General features: G+C 37.5%; 24 protein-coding genes and 1 riboswitch. Of the genes, 18 read left to right on the top strand and 6 right to left on the bottom strand.

Annotated features, from left to right (window positions below):
• The first annotated feature begins 29 nt into the window (after positions 1-29).
• The 5 genes from ezrA (at position 30) to RCJ95_RS13530 (ending at position 5,118) form a co-directional block, all read left to right on the top strand.
• Positions 30-1,730, top strand: a complete 1,701-nt coding sequence (gene ezrA, locus RCJ95_RS13550; protein WP_221681000.1) for a septation ring formation regulator EzrA — start codon at positions 30-32, stop codon at positions 1,728-1,730.
• Positions 1,731-1,819: 89 nt separating this feature from the next.
• On the top strand, positions 1,820-2,287 hold the full coding sequence (locus RCJ95_RS13545; protein ID WP_221680999.1) for a GNAT family N-acetyltransferase: 468 nt from the start codon (positions 1,820-1,822) through the stop codon (positions 2,285-2,287).
• A 106-nt stretch (positions 2,288-2,393) separates the two neighbouring features.
• Positions 2,394-3,545: a cysteine desulfurase family protein gene (locus tag RCJ95_RS13540; RefSeq protein ID WP_221680998.1), complete on the top strand. Its 1,152-nt coding sequence runs from the start codon at positions 2,394-2,396 to the stop codon at positions 3,543-3,545.
• Positions 3,546-4,754: a tRNA uracil 4-sulfurtransferase ThiI gene (gene thiI, locus RCJ95_RS13535; protein ID WP_048393538.1), complete on the top strand. Its 1,209-nt coding sequence runs from the start codon at positions 3,546-3,548 to the stop codon at positions 4,752-4,754.
• A 145-nt stretch (positions 4,755-4,899) separates the two neighbouring features.
• A complete protein-coding gene (locus RCJ95_RS13530; RefSeq protein ID WP_004226165.1) occupies positions 4,900-5,118 on the top strand; it encodes an alpha/beta-type small acid-soluble spore protein in 219 nt (72 codons plus the stop codon).
• Between the two features lie 71 nt (positions 5,119-5,189).
• Here the strand turns inward: RCJ95_RS13530 and thiE are convergent, their stop codons facing one another.
• Genes thiE through thiM form a run of 3 tightly spaced genes read right to left on the bottom strand, consistent with a single transcriptional unit; the run spans position 5,190 to position 7,403 of the window.
• Positions 5,190-5,834, bottom strand: a complete 645-nt coding sequence (thiE, locus tag RCJ95_RS13525; protein ID WP_221680997.1) for a thiamine phosphate synthase — start codon at positions 5,832-5,834, stop codon at positions 5,190-5,192.
• Positions 5,824-6,648, bottom strand: a complete 825-nt coding sequence (thiD, locus tag RCJ95_RS13520) for a bifunctional hydroxymethylpyrimidine kinase/phosphomethylpyrimidine kinase (RefSeq protein ID WP_257520352.1) — start codon at positions 6,646-6,648, stop codon at positions 5,824-5,826. The genes thiE and thiD overlap by 11 nt, the downstream gene beginning before the upstream one ends.
• Positions 6,636-7,403, bottom strand: a complete 768-nt coding sequence (thiM, locus tag RCJ95_RS13515) for a hydroxyethylthiazole kinase (RefSeq protein WP_446722410.1) — start codon at positions 7,401-7,403, stop codon at positions 6,636-6,638. The genes thiD and thiM overlap by 13 nt, the downstream gene beginning before the upstream one ends.
• An 84-nt stretch (positions 7,404-7,487) precedes the next feature.
• A riboswitch (TPP riboswitch) is annotated at positions 7,488-7,585 on the bottom strand.
• Between the two features lie 190 nt (positions 7,586-7,775).
• On the opposite strand from thiM, the gene mbcS reads away from it, so the two are divergent.
• The 5 genes from mbcS (at position 7,776) to RCJ95_RS13490 (ending at position 12,845) form a co-directional block, all read left to right on the top strand.
• Positions 7,776-9,359: an acyl-CoA synthetase MbcS gene (gene mbcS / locus RCJ95_RS13510; RefSeq protein ID WP_221680994.1), complete on the top strand. Its 1,584-nt coding sequence runs from the start codon at positions 7,776-7,778 to the stop codon at positions 9,357-9,359.
• A gap of 186 nt (positions 9,360-9,545) precedes the next feature.
• Positions 9,546-10,559: a signal peptide peptidase SppA gene (gene sppA, locus RCJ95_RS13505; protein WP_048393549.1), complete on the top strand. Its 1,014-nt coding sequence runs from the start codon at positions 9,546-9,548 to the stop codon at positions 10,557-10,559.
• Between the two features lie 12 nt (positions 10,560-10,571).
• A complete protein-coding gene (locus RCJ95_RS13500; protein WP_257520349.1) occupies positions 10,572-11,198 on the top strand; it encodes an RDD family protein in 627 nt (208 codons plus the stop codon).
• A gap of 124 nt (positions 11,199-11,322) precedes the next feature.
• The gene (tpx, locus tag RCJ95_RS13495; RefSeq protein WP_004226187.1) at positions 11,323-11,826 is read left to right on the top strand and encodes a thiol peroxidase; all 504 of its coding nucleotides are present in this window, start codon (positions 11,323-11,325) and stop codon (positions 11,824-11,826) included.
• Positions 11,827-11,915: 89 nt separating this feature from the next.
• A complete protein-coding gene (locus RCJ95_RS13490; protein WP_369353912.1) occupies positions 11,916-12,845 on the top strand; it encodes a class I SAM-dependent methyltransferase in 930 nt (309 codons plus the stop codon).
• A 61-nt stretch (positions 12,846-12,906) separates the two neighbouring features.
• On the opposite strand, the gene RCJ95_RS13485 is transcribed toward RCJ95_RS13490, so the two are convergent.
• A complete protein-coding gene (locus RCJ95_RS13485; RefSeq protein WP_004226191.1) occupies positions 12,907-13,356 on the bottom strand; it encodes a universal stress protein in 450 nt (149 codons plus the stop codon).
• Between the two features lie 421 nt (positions 13,357-13,777).
• On the opposite strand from RCJ95_RS13485, the gene ald reads away from it, so the two are divergent.
• Positions 13,778-14,893 (top strand): alanine dehydrogenase, encoded by a 1,116-nt coding sequence (gene ald, locus RCJ95_RS13480; protein ID WP_004226195.1) that lies wholly within the window; start codon positions 13,778-13,780, stop codon positions 14,891-14,893.
• A 51-nt stretch (positions 14,894-14,944) separates the two neighbouring features.
• Here the strand turns inward: ald and RCJ95_RS13475 are convergent, their stop codons facing one another.
• The gene (locus tag RCJ95_RS13475) at positions 14,945-16,033 is read right to left on the bottom strand and encodes a M24 family metallopeptidase (protein WP_221680991.1); all 1,089 of its coding nucleotides are present in this window, start codon (positions 16,031-16,033) and stop codon (positions 14,945-14,947) included.
• Positions 16,034-16,265: 232 nt separating this feature from the next.
• On the opposite strand from RCJ95_RS13475, the gene RCJ95_RS13470 reads away from it, so the two are divergent.
• On the top strand, positions 16,266-16,949 hold the full coding sequence (locus tag RCJ95_RS13470; protein WP_446722409.1) for a metal-dependent hydrolase: 684 nt from the start codon (positions 16,266-16,268) through the stop codon (positions 16,947-16,949).
• A 152-nt stretch (positions 16,950-17,101) separates the two neighbouring features.
• Positions 17,102-18,409, top strand: coding sequence for a DRTGG domain-containing protein (locus RCJ95_RS13465; RefSeq protein WP_263082228.1), 1,308 nt, complete (start codon positions 17,102-17,104; stop codon positions 18,407-18,409).
• 55 nt (positions 18,410-18,464) lie between these two features.
• Here the strand turns inward: RCJ95_RS13465 and RCJ95_RS13460 are convergent, their stop codons facing one another.
• Positions 18,465-18,770 (bottom strand): YtpI family protein, encoded by a 306-nt coding sequence (locus tag RCJ95_RS13460; RefSeq protein WP_221680989.1) that lies wholly within the window; start codon positions 18,768-18,770, stop codon positions 18,465-18,467.
• A 90-nt stretch (positions 18,771-18,860) separates the two neighbouring features.
• Here RCJ95_RS13460 and RCJ95_RS13455 point away from each other — a divergent pair, with 90 nt between their 5' ends.
• From RCJ95_RS13455 to RCJ95_RS13435, 5 genes are all read left to right on the top strand, one after another.
• Entirely contained in the window at positions 18,861-19,805 is a 945-nt protein-coding gene (locus tag RCJ95_RS13455; RefSeq protein ID WP_369353916.1) for a DHH family phosphoesterase, read from the top strand.
• 22 nt (positions 19,806-19,827) lie between these two features.
• On the top strand, positions 19,828-22,911 hold the full coding sequence (dnaE, locus tag RCJ95_RS13450) for a DNA polymerase III subunit alpha (protein ID WP_369353918.1): 3,084 nt from the start codon (positions 19,828-19,830) through the stop codon (positions 22,909-22,911).
• Between the two features lie 132 nt (positions 22,912-23,043).
• A complete protein-coding gene (locus RCJ95_RS13445; RefSeq protein WP_004226221.1) occupies positions 23,044-23,685 on the top strand; it encodes a FadR/GntR family transcriptional regulator in 642 nt (213 codons plus the stop codon).
• Between the two features lie 24 nt (positions 23,686-23,709).
• Positions 23,710-24,567 (top strand): acetyl-CoA carboxylase, carboxyltransferase subunit beta, encoded by an 858-nt coding sequence (accD, locus tag RCJ95_RS13440; protein ID WP_004226223.1) that lies wholly within the window; start codon positions 23,710-23,712, stop codon positions 24,565-24,567.
• Positions 24,560-25,516: an acetyl-CoA carboxylase carboxyltransferase subunit alpha gene (locus RCJ95_RS13435; RefSeq protein ID WP_221680986.1), complete on the top strand. Its 957-nt coding sequence runs from the start codon at positions 24,560-24,562 to the stop codon at positions 25,514-25,516. Before accD ends, RCJ95_RS13435 begins: the two co-directional genes overlap by 8 nt.
• Positions 25,517-25,715 lie beyond the last annotated feature (199 nt).

Raw genomic sequence — 25,715 nt, 5'->3', positions numbered from 1 at the left:
TTCGTTTATTGTAGAATAGGAGGCTTACGATGGAGTATATCATCATTCCGATTATCCTACTATTAATTTTAGCCATAGTAGGATTTATGATGCGAAGAAAACATGTTGCAATTATTGCAAAACTAGAAAATGAAAAATTACAAATACAACATAATCCTATAAATGAAGAAATTTCAAAAGTAAAATCTTTAAACATGAACGGTGAAACGGAAGAAATGTTTGAACGATGGCGTAATACTTGGGATGAAGTCATCGACGTACATATGACTAAAATCGATTCTCTTCTATTTGATGCTGAGGATCAAATTAATCGACTTCGTTTTAAAAGGGCAACTTTTATAGAACGTGAAATTGAAGATTACATTGAGAAATGCGACCAAGATAAAAATAAAATTTTAGAAGAACTGAATGAATTAATTGGCAGCGAAGAAAAAAATCGAATTGAAATCGAACAATTAAAAGAATACTATCGCTCTGCAAGAAAGACATTGCTGGCTCATCAACATTCATTCGGTGTAGCATTACCTGCATTAGAGAAGAAGCTAGAGACATTTGTTCAAAAATTTGAAGAGTTCGATGTCCTAACAAATGAAGGTAATTATTTGCAAGCGCGAGAAATTGTCATTAGCTTAAATCAAGAATCACAGCAGACATTCGAATATATTAATGATGTTCCAACCATCTTAACAGAAATTCAAGTAAAGCTACCAGGTGCGGTTCAGGAATTGCGTAATGGTCAGCGTGAAATGGAAGACCAATCTTACTATTTACAGCATTTAGAATTGACAGATGCACTTAATAAATATGAAAAAGAATTTGAGGCATTAAAACTCGAACTTGCAGAGCTGAATTTAAAAGTTGTTAAACCGCGTGTGACAGAAATAAATGAAGAAATCGACCATTTTTATGATTTACTTGAAAAAGAGGTTATTGCTAAAAATTATGTAGATCAAAATTGTGATCGTTTATTAAGTTCTATTACCAATGTCATTTCTTCAACAAAATTAGTGAATGACGAGGCAACGTATGTACAGCAAAGTTATCATTTAAATGAAAAAGATGCCGAAATTCCAAAAGTCGCTTTAAAACAATTGGAAGCACTGCAACGTCGCTATGATCTATTAGCTATGCGAGTTAGGGAAGAAAAATCAGCTTATTCTAGCTTACAGGAAGAGTTAATCGAAATTAGTGAAGAGCTTGAACGAATTCATGAAGAACAAGGTCATCTATCGAATACAATGAAGAAACTTCGAATAGATGAAAATAAGGCACGCGCTCAAGTCGAAAACTTAAAGAAAATATTACAGGATACTGATCGTTTATTGAACAAGGCAAATATTCCAGGAATTCCTGAGGAGATGGATGCAAGACTTGATGAGGCAGCAGAGCACATCTATGTTGTCATGCAAAGCTTGCAAGAAGTACCACTTAATATGGGTACTGTTCATAATAATCTAAATGCAGCAACACTCTGTGTAGAGGATGTTAAAGTAAAGGCACATGAGTTAATAGAAAATGTGATGCTCATCGAACGTATTATTCAGTACGGTAATCGCCATCGCGCATCGAACCCAAAATTGAACGGACGTTTACGAGAAGCAGAAGAGGCTTTCCACCAATTCCGTTATGCAAAGGCTTTAGAAGAAGCAGGTACTGCAGTGGAAGAAATGGAGCCAGGTGCCTTAAAGCGTATTCAAGAAATGGTTGCCGAAGAATTCATAGCAAAATAATTCAAATAACATTTTGAGCTGTCTAAAAAGTATAGCGATTACTTTTTAGACAGCTTTCTATTTATGCTTAGATTAGGATGTGATTCAGTATGAAACTGTCGATCAAAGAAATGAATGAACATTTTGCAAGTGAAATTTTACAATGGCAATATGTAGCACCTTACAATTTTTACAATAATGAATTATCGGGTGAAAATGTAAAAGAAATGCTTGAGAATCCTTACTTTGCGATCTTTAATAATCATAGTGATTTAATTGGCTATTATTGTACAGGTACGGCAGCACAAGTGCCAAAAGGGCAAGATATCGGAGTGTATGAAGAATACTGTATAGATATTGGAATTGGTATGAAGCCAAATCTAACAGGTCAAGGATTAGGAACGACATTTTTTTCGTTTATTGTTCAAACAGTTCAAGAAGAACATCATCTACCATTACGTTTAACAGTTGCCCTATTTAATAAGAGAGCAATTCATCTTTATGAAAAATTTGGTTTTGTGAAAGCAATTGAATTTAGTACACCAACAGAGTTTGTCACGATGGTGAAAAAAATGTAGGATATCAATTAAAATTTAAAGAATCGTTAAAGTTAGTGGTCAATCGCCAAAGATTGCGTTATGATAAATACCGTTAAATCAACGTTTTGAAAGTGTGTGAAAAGTTATGGTTAATACAATTTATTTAGATAATAGTGCAACAACTAAGCCATTAAAAGAGGTTATGCAGGCATTTATGGTTGTGAATGAGCAGTATTATGCCAACCCAGCTTCCATTCATGCTATGGGTGTTGAAGCAAATGATTTATTAATACGTGCGCGTGAGCAAGTAGCAGATATTTTGCAGACAGAGGCAAAAAATGTGCTATTTACTTCAGGTGGTACAGAATCAAATAATGCTGCTATTTTTGGCATAGCACGTAGTAATACGCATATAGGAAAGCATATTTTAACGACTGAAATCGAACATCCATCAGTGCTAGAAACAATGAAACAGCTTGAAAAAGAGGGCTATGATGTTGAATATCTTCGCGTAGATCGAAATGGTGTGATTTCTCTAGATGAGCTTCGTACTAAAATACGAAAAGAAACAATTTTAGTTAGCATCATGCATGTGAATAATGAAATGGGTGCAATTCAGCCTATAAAGGAAGCTGCAAAAATGATTCATGAAATGAGTCGTGCTGCCTTTCATGTTGATGCTGTGCAAAGCTTTGGGAAATTAGCAATATCCTTTAAAGAAGAAGGACCTGACTGTATTTCTATCTCTGGCCATAAAATACATGGCTTTAAAGGCTCAGGAGTGTTAGCATTCCGTAAACCCATAAGATGGCAGCCATTGGCTCTTGGTGGAGGTCAGGAATTTGGTATGCGTAGTGGTACTGTAGCAGTTCCGCAAGCTGTTGCTTTAGCGAAAGCGGCTCGACTTGCTGTTGAAACAATGAACGAACGCACAAATAAATACCGTCAATGGCAAGATGAAATCCGCACTCAGCTAGAAAGTTTCGGCGAAGCAGTCCATGTTTTATCAACCCCACAGGGAGCTGCGCATATTGTGTCATTTAGTGTTCGAGATTTAAAAGGGGAAGTCATTATTAATGCTATGCAAAAACGTGGTGTCATTGTGTCGACATCAAGTGCATGTTCTTCCAAGCAAACGAAAACAAGTCATGTAGTCGAGGCGCTTCACCTTGATGAGCATTATAAAAAAGGTGTGATTCGCCTTAGCTTTGGCGCACATAACACAATAGAAGATATAGAAAACTTTAAACAAGTACTAGCAGAAGTAATGTTGGAACTCAAAGGAGAAAATAAGTAAATGATTTGGAAAGAAATTTTAATTAGATATGGTGAGCTTTCTACAAAAGGTCGCAACAAAATGGATTTTATCCGCCGCTTACGTGAAAATATTCGTCATGCCTTTGCAGATTTAGGTCAACTGCATATTCGCACAGAACGCGACCGTATGTTTATTGCCATAGAAGACGAAGCACAAATGCAAATGCTAATTACAGGTTTACCTAAAATTTTTGGTATTCAATCATTTAGCCCTGTTGCTGCATGCGAAAAAGATATGGACAGTATGAAAAAGCTTGCTATCACGATTATGGAGACATTTAAAGACGAGCCACATACATTTAAAGTAGAGGTAAAACGTACTGATAAAACATTTCCTTTAGAATCTCATGCCATCCAACGTGAGATCGGGGGCTATGTTTTACCACAATTTCAAAATTTATCCGTTAAAGTGAAGCAGCCTGATATTGAGCTGCGTGTAGAAGTTCGCCATGATGCAACTTATATGATGGCACAAGTCATTCCTGGTGCAGGTGGAATGCCTGTAGGATCAAATGGCAAGTCTTTATTAATGCTATCTGGCGGTATTGATAGCCCTGTTGCAGGTTATTTAATGATGAAGCGTGGTGTGCGATTAGAGGCAATTCACTTCTTTAGTCCACCTTATACAAGCCAAAATTCATTGGAAAAAGTTAAAGTGCTTGCCAATGAATTAACAAAATTTGGTGCTAGTATTCGTTTACATGTCATTCCTTTTACTGAAATACAAGTTCTTATTAAAGAAAAAGTACCTTCTAACGTATCGATGACTACAACACGCCGAATGATGTTGAAGGTTGCTGATCAGGTGCGTGAGGAAATTGGTGCACTTGCTATTGTAACGGGTGAAAGTCTGGGGCAAGTAGCGAGTCAAACGCTTGAAAGTTTAACAGCAATAAACGCAGTAACAAATACACCTATTCTTCGTCCGCTGATTTCAACAGATAAATTAGAAATTATTGATATTGCAGAAAAAATCGGCACATACGAAACATCTATTCAGCCATTTGAAGATTGCTGCACGATTTTTACACCAGCAAGTCCAAAAACAAAACCGAAGCTTGAAAAGGTTGAGCATTATGAAAGCTTCTCTGACTTTGATGAATTAATCGAGCGAGCAGTGAAGAATCGCGAGGTCTATATTTTCCCTAAGAAAGAAGAACAACAAGATAAATTTGCAGATCTACTATAAGGATTCAAAAGCTGTCTCAAAGCCCATTTTGAGACGGCTTTTTTGTATGGATATTGTTATTCCAATAGAGGTACAATTTACCTCTAATTTTTTTGTATTAAAAATCTAATATCGCACATTCTATATTCACAAGGAGGTGAGAAACATGGCTTCAAACAACAACCGCAGTTCAAACCAGCTTGCAGTACCTGGTGTACAACAAGCACTAGATCAAATGAAATACGAAATTGCACAAGAATTTGGTGTTCAATTAGGAGCTGAAGCTTCAGCTCGTGCCAACGGTTCCGTTGGTGGTGAAATCACTAAACGTCTTGTACAAATGGCAGAATCTCAATTAAAAGGTATGCCAAACAACAACCAATAAATGCTGATTAAGCATTTATAAACTTAAAACCAGTGACCGTAAAAGGCACTGGTTTTAGTTTGTTTATTTGATCATTTATTTATACGAGTTAGAGATCTAAATGTAGCTACTGTATGATCAACATCTTTGCTTTGACAGATAGCTGAAATAACAGCAACACCATCAACCCCCGTTTGAAATACAGAATGTGCATTTGTGAAATTTATTCCACCGATTGCTACAATTGGTAATTCAGGATGCAGTGAATGAGCCTCCTGTAAAAAAGTTGTGCCACATGGTGGTTGTGCATCGCTTTTAGAGGATGTTGGAAAGATTGGACCGATACCAACATAATCAGCTTGATGGTTAATAGCTATTTGCAATTCTTCCTCGCAATGGACAGATACACCAAGAATCATTTTCCCAACTCTTTTACGTGCTACACTTACAGGTAAATCATCTTGTCCGATATGAACACCATCAGCGCCGAGTCGTATCGCTAGATCAACATCGTCATTAATGATGAAGGGCACATTATATTGATGACATAGTTTTTGACATTGGCGTGCAAATTGTTCATAGGCAAGTCCAGTTAACGCATGAGGACCTTTTTCGCGAAATTGAAACATTGTAATGCCTGCTTGCAAGGCTTTTTCTAGGATATAGAGTGGTTGTTCTTGAGGAGGAACATTGCTCGTACCCATAATAAAATAAAGCTGCAAATCCTCACGTTTCATGAATAATCACCTCACAGGCTTCCTTATGCTGTTGATAAGCAAAATGATTAGTGGGTCCATGACCATTTCCAATCGATAAATTATACATAATAGCTAATTGGATAAATTTTTTAGCTTCTATAATGGCATTTTCCAGAGTGAATCCTTGTCCAAGAAAAGCAGTAAGTGCTGCGGAAAATGTACATCCAGTACCATGCGTATTTTTTGTTTGGATTCGAGGAGACTGCATCGAAAAAGAACGTCCATTTTTAAAAAATACATAATCAATGGCATAAAGTGGATCTGCTAAATGACCACCTTTAATGATGACACATTGTACACCTAGCTGTAACAAGCTTTGAGCTACTTCTTTCATATCTTCAAAATGATGTATAGCTTTCCCAGTAAGTGTCTCTGCCTCAGGTATATTAGGCGTAACAACCGTAGCAAGTGGTAGTAAAGTTGAGCATAAGGCATCGATAGCTTCTTGCTGTAATAGGCTTTCCCCACCTTTTGCAATCATCACCGGATCAACAATCAGTGGAATGTTTAGCTCACTGATCGTGTGTGCAATTGCTTTGATAATATCTGAGGAATAAAGCATTCCTGTTTTAATCGCAGCGATTGGAAAATCTTCTACCAAGGCCTCGAATTGTTTTTTTATAAAGGAAACGTCAATTGGGCAAACACCTGTTACACCCAAAGTATTTTGAGCAGTTAAAGCAGTAATCACAGAAGTACCAAACACTTCTAATTCCTGAAATGTTTTTAAATCAGCCTGTATACCCGCGCCACCACCACTATCTGAGCCAGCGATTGTTGTTACAATATGCATGAAGCTACACCATCCTTTGATAAGCGATGTATAGCATTGAGTAAGGCTATTTGAAAATCACCAATGTCTGCAGTAAATGCTGATGCCAGTACACCTGCTTTTTTATAGTAAGTAAGTGTTTCTATTAATTGTTGGTAAGGGTTATGGCTTACACTATAGGCTGCGCCACAAATTGCACTAAGTAAACAACCTGTACCCGTTACTTCCGTCATTTGTGGATGACCACCAGCGATCCATTGACTATGCTTGCCATCAGTTATAAAATCGCGTTCTCCTGTGACAATAACAATGCATTGATAGCGTTGAGCCAATGATACGGCTTCTGCTTCCATAGCGATAGTGCCATGACCACTATCGACACCTTTTTGTTGCCAATTTACACCAGCTATTGCTGCTAGCTCGCCGAGATTACAGCGAATAACGGCAAATTGTATGTTTTCAAGTAAATATTTTACGGTTTCCTTACGGTAAGTTGTGGCTCCAACTCCGACAGGATCTAAAACAACAGGAATATCAAGTATATTGGCATTTTCACCTGCTAATAACATGGCACTTTTTGTGCGATTATTAAGTGTTCCAATATTAATTAATAATGCTTGAGCAATGGCTACCATCTCCTCTACCTCTTGGCAGTCATCGGCCATTACTGGTGAAGCACCTATCGCTAATAAACCATTTGCTTGAAAATTTGCCACTACATAATTGGTAATACAATGTATAAGTGGTTGTTGTTGACGAATTGTTTGAAAAATCATTGTAGTCCTCCTTTAGGGATGGACGTAAGCATGCAAAAAAGGCTCTTTTTGTGTAAAAATGCACGAAAAGAGCCTTTCATCTGAAAAAAGATGTTTATTGCTCCCTACGTCAGTATTAACTAACAGGTTCAAAGGGTCAGGTTTTACCTTCTCAACTCTTGCGAGTCCCCCTGCAATCTTGCTTTTAGTTGACCAAAATGTACCATACTTTTCATTTGTATTCAATAGCAAGTTTTCCTATAGATAAAATGTGACCGATGCCATATAGGAGAGTATGATAGTTGTCATGACTTTACCGAAATTAAACACAAACCATTGAAAATGCTGAAAAAAGAGTTTTATAATGTGTCATAACAAAAGGGGGCAATTGCCATGAAAAGACAAGATTTAGTTGCACCAGAATGGTATAACATAGTAGAGGAAATTGAAAAATATGCTCAGGATGCAACCAAAAATGCTTTAATCATTTATGAAGAAAACCAAGACATCCAATGTATTACATATGCACATTTATTGGAAAAAGCGAATCAAGCAGCACATGTATTCACCAAGCAAGGTTTAAAGAAAGGTGATGTCATTTTAGTGATGGTACCCCGTTCAGTGGAAGCATATATTGTGTATATTGCTGCATTAAAAGCAGGTTTAACTATTATTCCAAGTTCTGAAATGTTAAGAACAAAGGATATTGAGTATCGAATTCGTCATGCAAATGCTAAAGCGGTTATTGCATTTGAACCCTATATTGAACAGTTCGATAAAGTGGGGAATTTACAAGACATCCAACAATTTGTCATAGGGAATGCACATAAACCTTGGCAGAACATACTTGAAAAAATGTATAATCAATCTACAACCTACATAAATCCTATCCCAACAAAAAGCACAGACAATGCATTTTTAGCCTATACAAGTGGAACAACAGGAAATCCAAAAGCAGCAGTGCATACTCATAGTTGGGGCTATGCTCATTTACGAACAACAGCACCACATTGGTTGGGTGTACAAGAAAATGATATTGTTTGGGCGACTGCAGCACCAGGCTGGCAAAAATGGATATGGAGTCCGTTTCTGGCTACTTTAGGCAGTGGTGCTACTGCATTTGTCTACAAAGGTAAATTTGAAGCATCTTCTTATTTAGCATTGCTTCAGAGATTCAAAATCAATGTACTATGCTGTACACCAACTGAATATCGTTTTATGGCAGCGCTTGATAATTTACATGAGTATGATTTAAGTGCAATTCGCCAAGCTGTATCAGCTGGTGAGCCATTAAATAGTGAGGTCATTAGAGTATTCTTGGAAACATTTAAATTACAAGTGCGAGATGGCTATGGACAAACGGAAAATACATTATTAGTAGGCACAATGGTAGGGATGGAAGCAAGAGTTGGCTCTATGGGAAAACCTACTCCTGGCAACACTGTTGAAATTATTAATGATGTGGGCAAACCCGTTACAATCGGAGAAGTTGGTGATATTGCTGTTCATCGTGAAACACCAGCCCTCTTTAAAAAATATTTAAATGATCCTGAACGTACAAATTTACAATTTCGAGGGGATTGGTATATTACAGGAGATCGTGCCTATAAAGATGAAGATGGCTACTTTTGGTTTGATGGTAGAGGAGACGATGTTATTATATCCTCAGGCTATACAATTGGCCCTTTTGAAGTAGAGGATGCTTTAATGAAACATCCAACCGTAAAAGAGGCTGCTGTTATTGCGAGCCCTGATAAAGTAAGGGGAAATATTGTCAAGGCATTTATTGTTCTGCGCAATGGTGAAAAAGGTGATGAAGCGCTTATTCAAACACTCCAAAGTCATGTGAAATCATTAACCGCTCCTTATAAATATCCACGTGCTATTGAATTTGTAGAGGAGCTACCGAAAACATCTTCTGGGAAAATTAGACGTGTCGAATTACGACAACATGAAGTCAAACACCTCCAATTATAATCATTTCCTAGGAAATAATGTCGAAAATCAAAGTTCATCAAAGGTATGGACTTTGATTTTTTTATTTTTTTTAGGTAAGGTAATATGAGGAAATACATAGCTTAAAGCTTTTTGTGTTTAATTATTGCAAAAAAATGAAACAAATTGGCAAGTCATACGTATTACGTGTTGAGGAGGCGGAAAGACATGAATGTAAAAAGGTGGGTTGCTTTAGTAGTGGCAGGTGTTCTCTTATTATTTTCGTTGGGGATTAATACCATTTTTGCGCTATTTAAAGCAGATTTCCTAGGTAATTTTGATAGCTTAATGGCAGGTAATAGCTTAGATGTATATGAAAATGTCATTGAAGGGGAAAATTTTGATAAGCGAATTGCTTATTTAAAGGTAGATGGAACGATTCAAGATATCGGCTCAAGTACATTGTGGCAACCAGTTGCCTATGATCATCAATTTTTCTTAGAACAATTGGATAATATTTTATATGATGAGTCCATACAGGGTGTTGTTTTAAGCGTTAATTCACCAGGTGGTGGTGTAAAGGAATCTGCAGATATCTATAAAAAGCTACTAAAAATTAAAGAAGAACGACAAATTCCAATTTATGTATCGATGGATTCTATGGCAGCTTCAGGTGGTTATTATATTTCGGCACCAGCAGATAAAATATTTGCCCATCGTGATACAATCACAGGTTCTATTGGTGTTATCATGCAATCTATTAACTATCAAGAGCTTGCTGAAAAAGTAGGGGTCAAATTTGAGACGTTTAAATCTGGAGAGCATAAAGATATGCTAAGTCCAATGCGTGAAGTGACAGCTGAGGAACGTGCAATGATGCAAGATATGATTAATGAAACGTACGAAGAATTTGTAGATATTGTAGAGCAAGGACGTAATATGTCTGAAGCAGAAGTGAAGAAGGTTGCAGATGGTCGTATTCTTGGTGGTACAAAAGCGCTTGAAGCAGGGTTAATTGATGAAATTGGTGATGAAGAAGCGGCCATTGCAGCTCTTCGTGAAGATTATGGACTTGAAGATGCGGCTTTATTTGAGTATTCATACGATATGGGTGGCTGGCAATCATACGTAGGTATGAAAATTGGCTCCATGTTCGGTCCCTCTGCCGAAGAAAAAATGCTAATGAAAATCATGACGGACTATAGCGCACCGAAAATGATGTATCTATATGGGGAATACTAAGGGGGGAGCACAATGACAAACAATGAAATTGTTATGCAAGGTTCACCCTCTATGGAAAATGGGTTCTATATAAATACCTCAGGAGAATCAGTAAATGAAAAAAACTATGCTTTAAAAACTGCTGGTTTTTGGGTACGATTTTGGGCATTTTTATTAGATGGATTCATCATTTCTGCTGTAGGTGGAATACTCGTCAATCCTATCTTCTATTTAATGGATTGGTCTTTATCTGATTCTGTTTGGTATGCGCCAATTTCTATTATTACAGCAATTTTCTACTATAGCTATTTTGTGCTGATGACCAAGTTCTTTGGGCAAACACTAGGGAAAATGGTGTTTGGATTACGTGTAATTTCATTAAAGCACGATCAGCTAACTTGGTCAGATGTGTTATTCCGTGATTGGATTGGTCGTATCATCAATAATATTTTTATGCCACTGTATATTTTGGTAGTGATTTTACCAGAAAATCAAGGTTTACATGATTATTTTGCCGATACAACAGTGGTGCACGAAAAAATCTTTATTGAAAAGGCTTCAACACCGACTACTTTACCAAAACAAGAAGAACATGTAGAAATTACTGTACAAGAAGAAAAAATAGACTTAGCCAAGATAGAGGAAAAGAATGAACAATAAACATAAGACTGTCTCAAATTAGGAGACAGTCTTATCTATTTCTAAGTATGTAAGCTATCATAGTTGCAATTAATTCCCTTGATTTAGTAATATTATGTACATATGATGATTAGGAGGCGTTTATATGGCACAAGTAACATTTAAAAATGGTCCAGTGACACTAGTAGGAAATGAAGTAAAGGTGGGCGATCAAGCTCCAGATTTTACGGTATTAGCGAATGACCTATCACCTGTAACATTAAATGATTCAGAAGGAAAAATTCGTTTATTTAGTGTTGTACCATCATTAGATACTGGTGTATGTGATGCGCAAACACGTCGATTCAATGAGGAAGCAGCTAACTTAGGTGATAATGTAGTCATTTATACAGTATCTGTGGATCTTCCATTCGCTCAAAAGCGTTGGTGTGGTGCAGCAGGTATCGATGCAGTCCAAACTGTATCAGATCACCGCGACCTTTCATTTGGTGAGGCATATGGCGTATACATTCAAGAATTACGTCTTCTGACACGTGCAGTATTCGTTGTGGATGCAAACAATAAAGTAACATATGTTGAATATGTACCTGAAGCTACAGATCATCCAAATTATGAAGCAGCCATTGCAGCTGTCAAAGCACTAGCATAATAAGCTGCTTTTAGGCTAAGATAATACTAGACAAAGGGGCTGTGACAAGTGTTTGTCACGGCTCTTTTCTGCGTGAAAGGAAGTTAGATATGGAAAATATCGAAAAGTTATTTGGTTTGCTAAATGAGCATGCCGAAAAAATCGAAAAAGAACACAATATAACGTTACTAGAGGGATTATTAAATGGGTTAGAGGCATGGCTTGATGGTGAAGTTGATTTTTCTCAAAAAGATGCAACAAAAGAGGATATTCGTAAAGCGATTCAAATTGCTATTTTAAAAGGAATGCGCAAAGGCTCACAACCGAATCATCAAATGACTCCTGATACGTTAGGGCTATTAGTGGGCTACTTTGTGGAGCAGATTTTTGCAGAGCGTCTTGAAAATGAAAAGATCTCGATCATGGATCCAGCAGTAGGCACGGGCAATTTATTACTGACGGTTATGAATTTATTAGATGGAAAAGTGGAAGCAACAGGTGTAGAGGTGGATGAGCTACTTATTCGCCTTGCTGCGGCAACTGCTGACTTAATAGAACAACCTATTTCTTTATACCGTCAAGATGCCTTAGAAGATTTATTGGTCAATCCAGTTGATGCTGTTGTTTGTGATTTACCTGTAGGTTATTATCCCAATGAAGAAGTGGCGCTCGATTATGAATTATGTCCAGCGGAGGGAATGAGTTATGCCCATCATTTATTCATCGAGCAATCAATGAATTATACAAAGGATGGCGGCTATTTATTTTTCCTTGCACCAGCTCATCTTTTTGAGTCAGAGCAGTCTAAGCAATTACACAAATACATTCAAAAGCATGCGTGGATTCAAGCGATTATTCAATTACCTGACTCCATGTTTGCGAATAAATCATTAGAGAAGAGCATTGTGATTTTACAAAAACAATCGAAGGAATTGAAAGCTCCTAAAGAAGTCCTATTAGCTAAAGTACCAAATATGCAGAATAAGCAGGCACTTGCGCTATTCTTTGAAAAAGTGAAGATATGGAAAGAGGGCAAGTAATTGCTCTTAAGTGCAAGTAAAAAGGTATCCTATACAAGGATACCTTTTTATGTATTACAAATTAGTTTTCTGGCGTACGGATAACTAGTACGTCACATTTAGCTGAGCGTACGATAGCCTCAGATACAGAACCGATTAGGAAGCGTTCTACTGCATTTAGACCAGTTGCACCACAAATGATTAAATCTGCGTCTACGATGTTAGAAAGCTCTTTTGTTATGATATTTTTTGGAGAGCCATACTCGATGATAAGATTAACATTCGTTAAACCTTCATCTTCAGCTTGCTTTTTGTAACCATTTAATAGTTCTTCAGAAAATGCTTGAGCACGCTCTGCAATGGAACGGTCATAAGCTTCGATAGCAGCAAATGAACGAGTATCGATTACATTTACTAGATTTAATACTGCACCTTCGTTTCGTTTTGCAACATCAATTGATTTACGAAACGCGTATTCAGCTTCTTTTGAACCGTCTACTGCAACAACAATGCTTTTATAATGATTAGCCATTTGAAAAACCTCCCTGATTTGTATATGTTGATTATACCAAATGATTTTCTAAAGGAAATACTTTCCGCAAGAAAAATTATGAAAATGTGAAGGCATTTCATGTAGAAATGTTAATTAATTATAAATATCTAATTCCCACTATTTGCAGTGTGTAAACGTGCTTTGATTGGTTTCAACTACACTCGAATCAACTCCAATAACTTCTACTAAGACTCCTTTTTAGTTTTTAAATATAATAATTTATAATGTTATACAACGTTTGAATATTTGTTATTTTGGAAATCTTATAAATTTTATCTGTATTTGCATTAGTTAAAGCTTTTTTTGCAATTGTTTGGTAATATGGAAGTGCAAGGGGTGCATCAAGTTTAGTTACATAAATGATGCTTATTTCTTATGTTATGGAAGGGGATAGGAAACAATGAAGATTGGTATTCCAAAGGAAATTAAAAACAATGAAAACCGTGTAGCAATGACACCAGCAGGAGTTGTCACTTTAACACATGCAGGGCATGAAGTGTACATTGAAACAGGAGCGGGGCTAGGTTCAAGCTTTACGGATGCTGATTACATTGCAGCAGGTGCTCATATTGTTCAAACAGCTAAAGAAGCTTGGTCCCAAGAAATGATTATGAAGGTAAAAGAACCCGTAGCTTCTGAGTATGATTACTTCTACGAGGGTCAAATTTTATTCACTTATTTACACTTAGCGCCAGAGGTTGAATTAACTCAGGCACTTTTAAATAAAAAAGTAGTAGGAATCGCCTACGAAACAGTACAATTAGCAAATGGTTCATTACCATTGTTAACACCAATGAGTGAAGTCGCTGGTAAAATGGCTACACAAATTGGTGCACAGTTCTTAGAGAGAAACCATGCTGGTAAAGGTATTTTACTAGGTGGTGTATCGGGTGTACAACGTGGAAAAGTGACAGTAATTGGCGGTGGTATTGCAGGTACAAATGCTGCAAAAATTGCTGTTGGCATGGGTGCTGATGTGACAGTTATCGATTTAAGTCCAGAACGTTTACGTCAATTAGAAGATATGTTTGGACGTGATGTTCAAACATTAATGTCTAATCCATATAATATTGCAGAATCAGTGAAAGATTCAGATTTAGTTATTGGTGCGGTACTAATCCCAGGCGCAAAAGCACCGAAACTTGTATCGGAAGAAATGATTCAGTCAATGCAAGCCGGCTCTGTTGTAGTCGATATCGCAATTGACCAAGGTGGTATTTTTGCAACATCTGACCGTGTGACAACACATGATGATCCAACATATGTGAAGCATGGCGTTGTACACTATGCAGTTGCTAATATGCCTGGTGCGGTACCACGTACTTCTACAATTGCTTTAACAAATAATACAATTCCATATGCACTTCAAATTGCTAACAAAGGCTACAAACAAGCTTGCCTTGATAATGCAGCACTGAAAAAAGGTGTGAATACATTAGATGGACAACTAGTTTATAAAGCAGTGGCAGATTCACAAGGGCTACCATTTGTCAATGTGGATGAGTTAATTCAATAAACTTTGTTAGAAAGAGGAAAAGGAAGCACACTAATTGCTTCCTTTTTTGCATTATAGAATGATTAAATCTTTCGGGAATTTTGTTAATACTTCAACGCCATCTTTTGTAACGACAACATCATCCTCAATACGTACGCCTGTTACATCTGATTTATAAATGCCAGGCTCAATCGTAAAGACCATACCTTCTTCCATCGTCATCTCATTTGCACCTGTAACAGATGGGAATTCATGTACAGAAATACCAAGACCATGTCCAAGGCGGTGCGTGAAATATTCACCATAACCAGCCTCTGTTATTGTATCACGCGCAATTTTGTCTAAGTCCATCGCACGAACACCTGGTTTTACTGCTGCGACCGCATTTGTGTTGGCAGCTAAAACAGTTTGATAAATTTCTTTCTGCGCTTCACTAGGCTCACCAAAAGCTACAGTACGTGTAATATCTGAGCAATAGCCATCGTAAATAACGCCAAGATCAAATAATACCATATCGCCTTTTTCAATTTTACGTGCACCTGGCTTCCCATGAGGAGAGGCAGTTTTTGGACCACTCAATACCATTGTTTCAAAAGACATTTTACAGCCTTTATCTTGAATGGCACTTTCGATTGCTGTTAGGATTTCCATTTCTGTTTTACCTTCAGCAATTTCCTTGCAACCGATTTCAATTGCATAATCGGCCAATTCAGCAGCTTTACGTAATTTTTCTAATTCACTTTCATCTTTGATTACGCGCATCGCATTAATCTTTTCGTCAAGACGCACAAAGCTAGCTTGAGGGAAAGATTGTTGTAAAGCTTCCAAGCGCTCAACAATGAGTTGTGCTTTTTCAATAGCAAATGTAGCTGGGGTGATTTGGCGTGCTACGATCGCTTGAGCAAGAACTTCCATCGAATTTTCTGTATCTTGATGACCAATTACCTCATAAGACCAACCAGCAGCCTTTGCATCTGGAATCTCCATTTGTGGACAAATTAGAAAAGGCTCCACATCTTTAAAAATCATGACTCCTAGTAATCTTTCATGTGGATTACTTTTAAAGCCTGAAACGTAAAAAACATTGTCAGGTGTTGTTACGAACGCTGCATCGATATGATTTTGCTGCAAGTAACGTTGGATTTCTTCAACCTTCGACATCAATATGTCCTCCTTTTATTGCATGGAAAATTTTACGTAAGAAAGCTTCGACTGCCGAAAAAAGTAGCGAGGATTCTTATCGAGTACTGAATAATTATGCTCTAACAGGGTATAAGGCTGTTAGAGAAAACTACCATTATTCTCTGTACAAGCATATCAAAAAAAGGGAAAAAGCGCATGGGTAGCGAATTAAAATGTTGAACTGTATTTGTTAACCGAGGAGGATGTTAAGATGAAAATAAGTTATCATGGGCATTCAGTTGTAAAAATTGAATCAAATGGAAAAACAATATTAATTGACCCTTTTATTAATGGCAATGGGCAAACAGACTTAAAAGTGGCTGATGAAGCGCCAGATATTATTTTACTTACACATGGCCATAATGATCATGTTGGAGATACAGTAGAATTAGCGAAGAAAAAAGATGCGCTAGTGATTGCGCCAAATGAGCTGGCTAATTGGATTTCTTGGCAAGGTGTAAAAACACACCCGATGCATATAGGTGGTGCGAAGGAATTTGACTTCGGTAGAGTAAAGTTTACACAAGCCTTTCATGGATCTTCTTATGTAACAGAAAATAACGAAATTATTTATATGGGCATGCCTGCCGGAATTTTATTATTTATTGAAGGATTAACGATTTATCATGCGGGCGATACAGCTCTTTTTGGTGATATGAAACTAATTGGTGAACGACATCCAATTGATATAGCATTCTTACCGATTGGTGATAATTTTACAATGGGGCCAGAGGATGCAGCCTGTGCAGTTTCGTTTTTAAAACCGAAAATTGTCGTACCGATTCATTACAATACTTTTCCACCAATCGAGCAAGATCCGCAAATTTTTGCAGATTTAGTACAAAATACAGAAGTTCAAATTTTGAAAGCTGGCGAAAAAGTAAACTGTTTCTAATCGTTGGTAATGCTGTACTATATGAATTGACACCACGCTGGTAGTTGAAATGATGGGGAAAGTTAAACTATTTCATCACTTTATATTAAATATTTTCTTAAAAAATATGGTACACTAAGAGCAGAATTGAAGCTTAGGAAATAGGTGATATTTTGTCTACAAAACATGAGAAAATTTTACAATACATCGAATCACTACCCGTGGGCGATAAAATTTCAGTACGGCAAATAGCAAAGGAAATGCAAGTGAGTGAAGGAACGGCTTACCGTGCAATAAAGGAAGCTGAAAATCGTCGCTTAGTAAGTTCTATTGAACGTGTTGGAACAATTCGTATTGAGAAAAAAAAGAAAGAAAATATTGAGCGCTTAACTTTTGCAGAAATTGTTAATATTGTAGATGGCCAAGTTTTAGGTGGTAAATCAGGTCTACATAAAACACTAACAAAATTTGTTATTGGTGCCATGCAATTAGAGGACATGATGCGTTACACGGATGCAGGTAGCTTATTAATTGTTGGTAACCGTATTAAAGCACATGAAAATGCCCTTCGAGCGGGTGCAGCTGTTTTAATCACGGGCGGTTTTGATACTACGGAAGATAATAAGTTGCTTGCAGATTCTTTGGATTTACCAATTATTTCAACGAGCTACGATACGTTTACAGTAGCAACAATGATTAATCGGGCAATCTATGACCAATTGATTAAAAAAGATATTCTTTTTATCGAAGACATTTATGTACCAATGACTGACACTGCAGCATTAAAAAGTGATGAAACAATTCATCATTTCCAGAAGCTGAATGAACGAACTACCCATGGTGCATTTCCTGTAGTTACCCACCAAAATAAACTGGTCGGTATGATTACCGTAAAAGACGTCATTGGTCGTGAAGAAAACGAGCTTATTGAAAAAGTAATGACGAAAAACCCGATTGCTGGCTCCATGAAAATGAGTGTCGCCTCTGCAGGGCATCGAATGATTTGGGAGGGGATTGATCTCTTACCAATTGTAGATGACGACAATATTTTACAGGGTGTTATTAGCCGTCAAGATGTACTGAAGGCGTTGCAATTAGCACAAAGACAGCCACAGCACGGTGAAACGATTGATGATTTAGTGAAAAATGAAATGAAGGTATTAGGTGATGAAGAACTCATAGTTGAATTTAAAGTCACACCACAAATGACCAATCAATATGGAGCAATTTCATACGGTGCTTTTACAACTTTACTGGCTGAGGTCGGTTCATTCGCATTAAAACGACGTAAACGTGGAGATGCAGTGGCAGAGAATATGACTATTTATTTTATTAAACCAGTCCAAATGGAAAGTACGCTAACTGTTAAGCCTCGGATTTTAGATATGAGTCGTAAGTTTGTGAAAATGGATTTTGAAGTGTATAATCAACAAATGCTTGTTGGTAAGGCAATGATGATGTTCCAACTATTAGAACGTTAAGTATTGAAAAGGGATGGCCTAGCGCAATTGCTTGGTCATCCCTTTGTTACATATATTATTGATTAATGCGGAATTCTTCCTCAACAAATTGTCCATAATGACGTGCTTTTTTTATATTTTCTATAATAACTAAGATGCCGAGCGCGGCAAGAATTGCTACAATAATAAATGTAAATAAGCTCGGGAATAAATAAGCTTGATTTAAAGCAAATGACAAAATTAAGGAACCTAAGCCGATGTTCGCTTTGCTTTTATACCAGTTTTTAGCAATAGGTAATGGAGAACGGAATTGTTTTGTTTTAAAATAAAAATAAAAAACAAAAGATATGATAATCGCAAACACAAATATTAAATTGAGCATAGTAAACCTCCTAGCATAACTAGACATTATTGTAACGATAATTATGCGAAAATGCTAACGGTTCTTACTATCATTTTGGGGGAAATTATTGTGAAAAGACAAATCATCGACACAATTGAGGCCAATGAAACCATTATTATCCATCGTCATGTACGTCCTGATCCTGATGCTTATGGCTCGCAGCAAGGCTTAAAAGAGATTATTTTAGCCAATTATCCTGAGAAAAAGGTTTTTGCTGTAGGGGAACATGATGCTTCTTTATCTTTTATGGCACAGCCTGATGAAATAGCGGATGAAGTGTATGAGAATGCTTTAGTAATTGTCACTGACACTGCTAATACAGAACGTGTTGACGACCAACGCTACACAAAAGGAAAAATGGTGATAAAAATTGATCATCATCCAAATGATGATGCTTATGGTGATCTTTTATGGGTGGACACGACAGCAAGCTCTTGTAGTGAAATGATCTATGAATTATATGTAGAAGGCAAGGAAGCAGCAAACTGGAAGCTTTCAGATGCTGCTGCACGCTTATTATTTGCAGGAATAGTGGGCGATACAGGCAGATTCCAATTCCCAAGTACAACAGCTAAAACATTTAAAGTTGCTGCGGATCTGATTACATATGATTTTGATCGAAATCAACTATTCGATGGCATGTATGAAATGGAGCAAAAGTTACTTAATTTACAGGGATATATTTATCAAAACTTTACAATGGATGAGCATGGAGCAGCCTATGTGAAGCTAACAAAAGAATTACTGGCAGAGCATGATACTGTGCCATCTGAGGCTTCTTTATTAGTAGGCTGCCTTGGCAGTGTTAAAGATATATGCGCTTGGGTTGTTTTCATTGAAGAAGGGGATCAGATCCGTGTACGATTACGTTCGAAGGGTCCCGTTATCAATACATTAGCGAAAGAATTTAACGGTGGCGGACATCCGCTTGCATCTGGTGCTACTGCCTATTCATGGGAAGAAGCAGACCTCGTTATTGCAAGATTAAAAGAGATTTGTAAAGCATATCATTAACAGAGAAAAGGAAGGGATTCATTTGACACATGTATATACAAAGATGCATACGAGCGCGGATTTATTGAAAAGCACAATTCGGCTTGAGCAATTGATTCCTTTTTTACAAGAACAAAAGACACAAGCCTGTGCAATCGTTAATACGAAATTGTACGGGCTTTTGCCTTTTTGTAAAGCCTTGCAGCAAGCAAATATCCATGCGGTTATAGGGCTTTCGGTTAACGTTCAGTGGCATGATAAAACGCTTCCCCTCGTCCTATATGCGCGGACACAGGAGGGCTATCAACATTTATTAAAGATTAGTAGTGCGATTTCAATTAGACAAGATGATGTGCTGCCGTGGAAATGGCTTGAGGGATATTCAGCAGGCTGTATAGCTCTACTTTCTTCAGACGATTTAACAGATGTAGATGACTGGCAGGCAATGGTTTCTGCATTGGTCCAACTTTTTAACCATCATTTCTATATGGGGATTGCTAGACCTGGAGGGATAAAGGCTGAACAAGAAGATGAATTCGTTTCTTGGTGTGAAGAACATACTATTGCTCTTGTAGCCTCTCAAAGCTGTTATTTCTTGCGTCCAGAAGATCATTTTGCTTATGAAGTAGCAAGAGCAATTGATACAGGAGACAAGCTTAGTAATACTATGCAAACAGCTGATGTACAGGGCTATTTTGCCCCAACAGCATTTGAATGGCAAAATTGGTTTGCTGATCATCCAGATTGGCTTGATGCCAGTACGAAAATGCTTGCTTGCTGTAGAGCTGATTTACCAAAAATGACTGTGCAAATGCCTAAATTTCCTGTACCTGAAGGTGAAACAGCTGAAAGCTTGCTTGCTAAAGAAGCATTTACTGGATTAGAAGAGCGATTCAAGCAACTGGCAATACCCGTTGCTTACCATGAGCGATTACAGTATGAACTTGAAATTATTTGCTCTATGGGCTTTGCTGACTATTTTTTGGTTGTGGCGGATTTCATGCGTTATGCAAAAGAAAATCGAATTTTGACGGGACCTGGACGTGGTTCCTCAGCAGGTTCGCTTGTAGCATATAGTCTTTCGATTACACAAGTAGATCCACTTGCCTATGGTTTATTATTCGAACGCTTTTTAAATCCTGAAAGAATTACCTTACCTGATATTGATATCGATTTTGTTGATAGTAAAAGACATCAAGTCATTCAGTATGTTGCCCAAAAGTATGGCAAAGCAAATGTCGCACAAATTATTACATTTGGTACATTGTCTGCAAAAGCAGTTGCTAGGGATGTTGCAAGGGTATTTGGCTTTGATGCGGAAATGCTAGAAAAAATTTCGAAGATGATTCCAAATAAGCCGGGAATTACATTACAAAGAGCTGTTGCAGAGTCACAGAACTTTCAAAGCTGGTTAGCGGAGAATGATATGCATTTGCGTTGGTACGAGGTGGCATTAAAATTGGAGGGACTACCAAGAAATTCGTCTATACATGCAGCTGGTATTGTCATCGCTCCATCGCCTTTAGTGAATACTGTACCGATTGAAGAAGGGCATGATGGTATTTATAGTACGCAATGGCCAATGGGAGATATTGAAGCATGTGGTCTCGTCAAAATGGATTTTTTAGGCTTGCGAAATCTCACTATTTTAGAGCAAATACGTTGGTCAATTTATAAAGCTGGTGGTCCTTGGATAGAATTCGAGCGAATCCCAATGCATGATGACAAGACGTTTCAACTATTACAAAGAGGGGATACGCTGGGGATCTTTCAATTAGAATCAGACGGTATGAAACAAGCCTTGCGTGATATCGGTCCTACAAGTTTTTTAGATATTGTGGCTGTAAATGCACTTTATCGCCCAGGTCCAATGGATTTTATTCCTGTCTATGCAAAACGGAAAGCTGGTAGAGAAATGGTAACGATGCCACATCCAGTGCTAGAGCCTATTCTACAAGAGACCTTTGGTGTGATCGTTTATCAAGAGCAAATTATTAAAATTGCATCCGTACTGGCCGGCTTTACAATGGGGCAGGCAGATTTGCTTCGCCGCGCAGTGAGTAAAAAAAATCGACAAGTTTTAGAGGAACAACGCACAGCATTTGTTCAGGGGGCGCTACGCCAAGGCTTTGATCAGCGTTTAGCTGAAGAAGTATACGAACTGATTGTACGCTTTGCGGATTATGGTTTCCCTAAAAGTCATGCTGTGGCCTATAGTGTTATTTCCTATCAAATGGCATATTTAAAGGCGCATTTCCCTCAAAACTTTTATGCAGCGTTATTATCAAATGCCACTGGAAATGTAGAAAAGATTCAACAATTTGTCCATGAGGCAAAAGAAAAGGGCATCCCATTTTATCCACCTTCATTAAAAAATAGTACGAAATATTTTACGGTAGAAAATGAAGGCATTCGCTACAGCTTATCAGGAATTAAGGGTGTGCCTCATACATTTATAGAAAAAATACATGGACTCCGTCAAACAAATCCAGAGGTATTAAATAACCTATTTGATCTAGCTGTTGCCTTAAGTGCGCAGCATTTTAAGCCAAAAGTGTTGGAATCATTGATATATGCCGGGGCGCTTGATTATCTAGAAAAAGATAGAGCAGTCCTCATCATGACAGTAGAGGCAGCTTTGAAACACGCGGAACTTTTAAGGCCTACTGAAGATATTGATTTGGCATCAGCAATGGCATTTAGTTTTGGTAAACCAAAATATATGCAGGCAGAAGCAATGTCCCAGAAGGAAAAATTGATGCATGAAAAAGAGAGCTTGGGCTTTTATATTTCTACCCATCCTGTTGCACAGGAAAGACTCTTCTGGGCGGATATCAATAGTACCTGCCGAGAGTTAAAGCAGAAGCGTGATGGTACCCCAATAAAAATGATTGGTCTGATTGAAGAAGTGAAGAAGATCCGTACAAAAAAAGGTGAGCAAATGGCTTTTGTTCAGCTACAGGATGAGTTTGGAACAGTTTCCATTACATTTTTTCCACAAACCTTTCAATTAGTCCAAGACCTGCTGGTAGAGGAGGAAATGTTGTGGATTGAAGGTGTTTTAGAAAGACGTTTTGGCAAGCCGCAAATCAAAGTAAAACATGCGCAAACGACGAAAAAGATATAAAATGAAACAAAAAATTAGAAACTGCATTAAATTTTATGCAGTTTTTTCTTTACTTTTGCACAGTTATTTTGTAAGCTAGAGTCAACGTTAAAAAGTGGTCAGACCACTTTTTTGATAAGGGGAGTTAGTCGTATGGATAAAAAAACAGAACAAAAAAAAGTGTTTTTAGAAATCGTCCAACAACTACGTCAACTCATTAAAATGGAAAAAATTCAAGCAGGTGAGAAGCTACCTTCTGAACGAGTTCTATCAGAGCGTCTAGGTGTCGGGCGATCCTCTGTGAGAGAGGCTTTGCGAAGCTTAGAGTTGCTAGGGCTTATTGAAACAAGACATGGTGGTGGTACTTTTCTTGCGTCCACACATAAGCATCAGCTCGTAGAAATACTGTCGATGTTTATATTAGAAGATGAAAAATCAAAAAAAGATGTCGAATTAACGCGACAAATTCATGAAATGGAAGCAATCCGCGTAATAAGTTGTACAGAGATTCTTCGCACACTACCTGTGTGGGATAGTTTTTTTGTGAAACTAGAAATAGAAGGTACAATTAATTGTCGAGATATTTTAAGAGAACTATTAATTACGACAGGTAATCGTCTTTCGTTAAAAATCTGGTTTCAATTAGCAGCTTATGATGGCGACCGTTTAAATCGAAACTCAACAGAAAATGAAAAATTAATCATTCAAACGATGTTGAAATCGATGCAGCTGGGTTACGAAAAAGAAGCATTAAAAGCTTATGAGCAGTGGATGAGTACTGTACAGAGCATTTAGACAACAACAAAGGGGGAGTCGAACATGGCAATACGTAGCTTATTTAGTGGTAATCGAAAGAAGAAAGAGGACGGGCAAGAAAAGGCATTTCCAGAAGGGTTAATGACAAAATGTCCTGAATGTCGTCACATTCAATTAACAAAAGAATTAGAAAAAAATCATAAAGTATGTACAAAATGTAGTCATCATTTCAAAATGACGGCACAAGAGCGTGTGGAATATTTCTTAGATGAAGGCTCATTCGAATCCATGGATGATCATTTACAAACAAGTAATCCCCTTAATTTCCCAGCATATGTTGAAAAAATTTCAGCAGACCAAGAGAAAACAGGCTTGAATGAGGCTGTCCTAACAGGCGTTGGTACAATAGATGGTGAGGAAATTGTCGTAGCGATTATGGATTCGCACTTCCGTATGGGGTCTATGGGCTCTGTAGTTGGTGAAAAAATTACGAGAGCAGTAGAGAAGGCAACAGAACTAGGTGTACCATTTATTATCTTTACTGCTAGTGGTGGTGCTCGTATGCAAGAGGGCGTATTATCGTTAATGCAAATGGCGAAAACTAGTGTCGCATTAAAACGCCACAGTGATCAAGGCTTATTGTTCATCTCTATCTTAACGCATCCAACAACAGGTGGAGTTTCGGCAAGCTTTGCTTCTGTTGGTGATATAAATATTGCAGAGCCACAGGCATTAATTGGCTTTGCAGGGCGACGTGTAATTGAAGAAACTGTACGAGAAAAACTGCCTAGTGATTTCCAAACAGCAGAATTTTTATTAGAGCATGGTCAGCTTGATGCCATTTTCCATCGCAAAGATTTACGTAAACAAGTATCTTTACTTGTAAAAATGCATACGAAAGGCGGCGTGCAACATGTCTAAAAATTTAGCATTTGAAGAACCAGTCGTACAATTACGTGAGAAAATTGATGAATTAAAAACAATCGCTGCTGAAGCAGAAGTTGATATGTCTGGTGAAATCGAAAAGCTTGAAACACGTTTATCACAATTAGAGCAATCGATTTATGCCAATATGAAGCCGTGGGATCGTGTGCAAGTGGCAAGACATCCAGAAAGACCTACAACGCTTCAATATATTGAAGCAATGTGTGAAGATTTTATTGAATTACATGGTGATCGTACATTTGGTGATGATGCAGCCATTCTTGGTGGGATTGCCATTTTCGAAGGGCAACCAGTCACAATTATTGGACATCAACGTGGTAAGTCTACTAAGGAAAATATACGTCGTAATTTTGGTATGCCTCATCCAGAGGGTTATCGAAAAGCACTACGCTTGATGAAGCAAGCTGAAAAATTCAAAAGACCGATTATTTGTTTTATTGATACAAAAGGCGCTTACCCAGGGAAAGCTGCTGAAGAACGTGGTCAAAGTGAAGCAATTGCTAGGAATCTTGTAGAAATGGCTGGCTTAACTGTTCCTGTAATTAGTATTGTTATTGGTGAAGGAGGAAGTGGTGGTGCACTAGCGTTAGGTGTAGCAAACCGTGTCTTTATGCTCGAGAACTCGACTTACTCTGTTATTTCGCCAGAAGGAGCGGCATCTATTTTATGGCGTGATGGTAGTCTGGCTAAGCAGGCAGCAGAAGCAATGCGTATCACAGCACCCGATTTGAAAGAACTTGGTGTAATTGATGGCATTATCCCTGAAATTATTGGTGGAGCACATCGCAATGTAGCAAAACAGGCCCTTTCTATTAAAGAATGCATTAGTGACACACTTCAAGCATTAAATTCTTTAAATGGAGAACAATTAGTAGAAGATCGCTATGAAAAATTTAAAAAAATTGGACAGTATACAGAAGTGTAAATCTGTTTGTAAAAAGATGAATGTTGTTTAGCTTAACAGGGTATAACATTTAAAAGCTATAAATTTGCTCGTTAAGAGACAAAATTTGTATCTTAACATATTAAAAAGCTATAAAAATTAAAGAAGATAATAGCGCATAATAAACGCCAGACTTCTTGAAAAAATGTTAGATTTAGGATGTTTTTAGGTGGAAAGAGTG

Source organism: Lysinibacillus sp. BSL11, assembly GCF_052928325.1.
This window is presented reverse-complemented; position numbering and strand designations above follow the sequence as displayed.

Bases quoted from the DNA above. Each gene is read 5' to 3' on its own strand.
- ald (WP_004226195.1), top strand. From the start codon at position 13,778: ATGAAGATTGGTATTCCAAAGGAAATTAAAAACAATGAAAACCGTGTA.
- RCJ95_RS13445 (WP_004226221.1), top strand. From the start codon at position 23,044: ATGGATAAAAAAACAGAACAAAAAAAAGTGTTTTTAGAAATCGTCCAA.
- RCJ95_RS13435 (WP_221680986.1), top strand. From the start codon at position 24,560: ATGTCTAAAAATTTAGCATTTGAAGAACCAGTCGTACAATTACGTGAG.
- RCJ95_RS13540 (WP_221680998.1), top strand. From the start codon at position 2,394: ATGGTTAATACAATTTATTTAGATAATAGTGCAACAACTAAGCCATTA.
- RCJ95_RS13490 (WP_369353912.1), top strand. From the start codon at position 11,916: ATGGAAAATATCGAAAAGTTATTTGGTTTGCTAAATGAGCATGCCGAA.
- RCJ95_RS13530 (WP_004226165.1), top strand. From the start codon at position 4,900: ATGGCTTCAAACAACAACCGCAGTTCAAACCAGCTTGCAGTACCTGGT.
- thiM (WP_446722410.1), bottom strand. From the start codon at position 7,403: ATGATTTTTCAAACAATTCGTCAACAACAACCACTTATACATTGTATT.
- thiI (WP_048393538.1), top strand. From the start codon at position 3,546: ATGATTTGGAAAGAAATTTTAATTAGATATGGTGAGCTTTCTACAAAA.
- mbcS (WP_221680994.1), top strand. From the start codon at position 7,776: ATGAAAAGACAAGATTTAGTTGCACCAGAATGGTATAACATAGTAGAG.
- accD (WP_004226223.1), top strand. From the start codon at position 23,710: ATGGCAATACGTAGCTTATTTAGTGGTAATCGAAAGAAGAAAGAGGAC.
- RCJ95_RS13470 (WP_446722409.1), top strand. From the start codon at position 16,266: ATGAAAATAAGTTATCATGGGCATTCAGTTGTAAAAATTGAATCAAAT.
- thiE (WP_221680997.1), bottom strand. From the start codon at position 5,834: ATGAAACGTGAGGATTTGCAGCTTTATTTTATTATGGGTACGAGCAAT.
- RCJ95_RS13485 (WP_004226191.1), bottom strand. From the start codon at position 13,356: ATGGCTAATCATTATAAAAGCATTGTTGTTGCAGTAGACGGTTCAAAA.
- RCJ95_RS13460 (WP_221680989.1), bottom strand. From the start codon at position 18,770: ATGCTCAATTTAATATTTGTGTTTGCGATTATCATATCTTTTGTTTTT.
- RCJ95_RS13500 (WP_257520349.1), top strand. From the start codon at position 10,572: ATGACAAACAATGAAATTGTTATGCAAGGTTCACCCTCTATGGAAAAT.
- sppA (WP_048393549.1), top strand. From the start codon at position 9,546: ATGAATGTAAAAAGGTGGGTTGCTTTAGTAGTGGCAGGTGTTCTCTTA.
- tpx (WP_004226187.1), top strand. From the start codon at position 11,323: ATGGCACAAGTAACATTTAAAAATGGTCCAGTGACACTAGTAGGAAAT.
- ezrA (WP_221681000.1), top strand. From the start codon at position 30: ATGGAGTATATCATCATTCCGATTATCCTACTATTAATTTTAGCCATA.
- RCJ95_RS13545 (WP_221680999.1), top strand. From the start codon at position 1,820: ATGAAACTGTCGATCAAAGAAATGAATGAACATTTTGCAAGTGAAATT.
- thiD (WP_257520352.1), bottom strand. From the start codon at position 6,648: ATGCATATTGTAACAACAATCGCTGGCTCAGATAGTGGTGGTGGCGCG.
- RCJ95_RS13475 (WP_221680991.1), bottom strand. From the start codon at position 16,033: ATGTCGAAGGTTGAAGAAATCCAACGTTACTTGCAGCAAAATCATATC.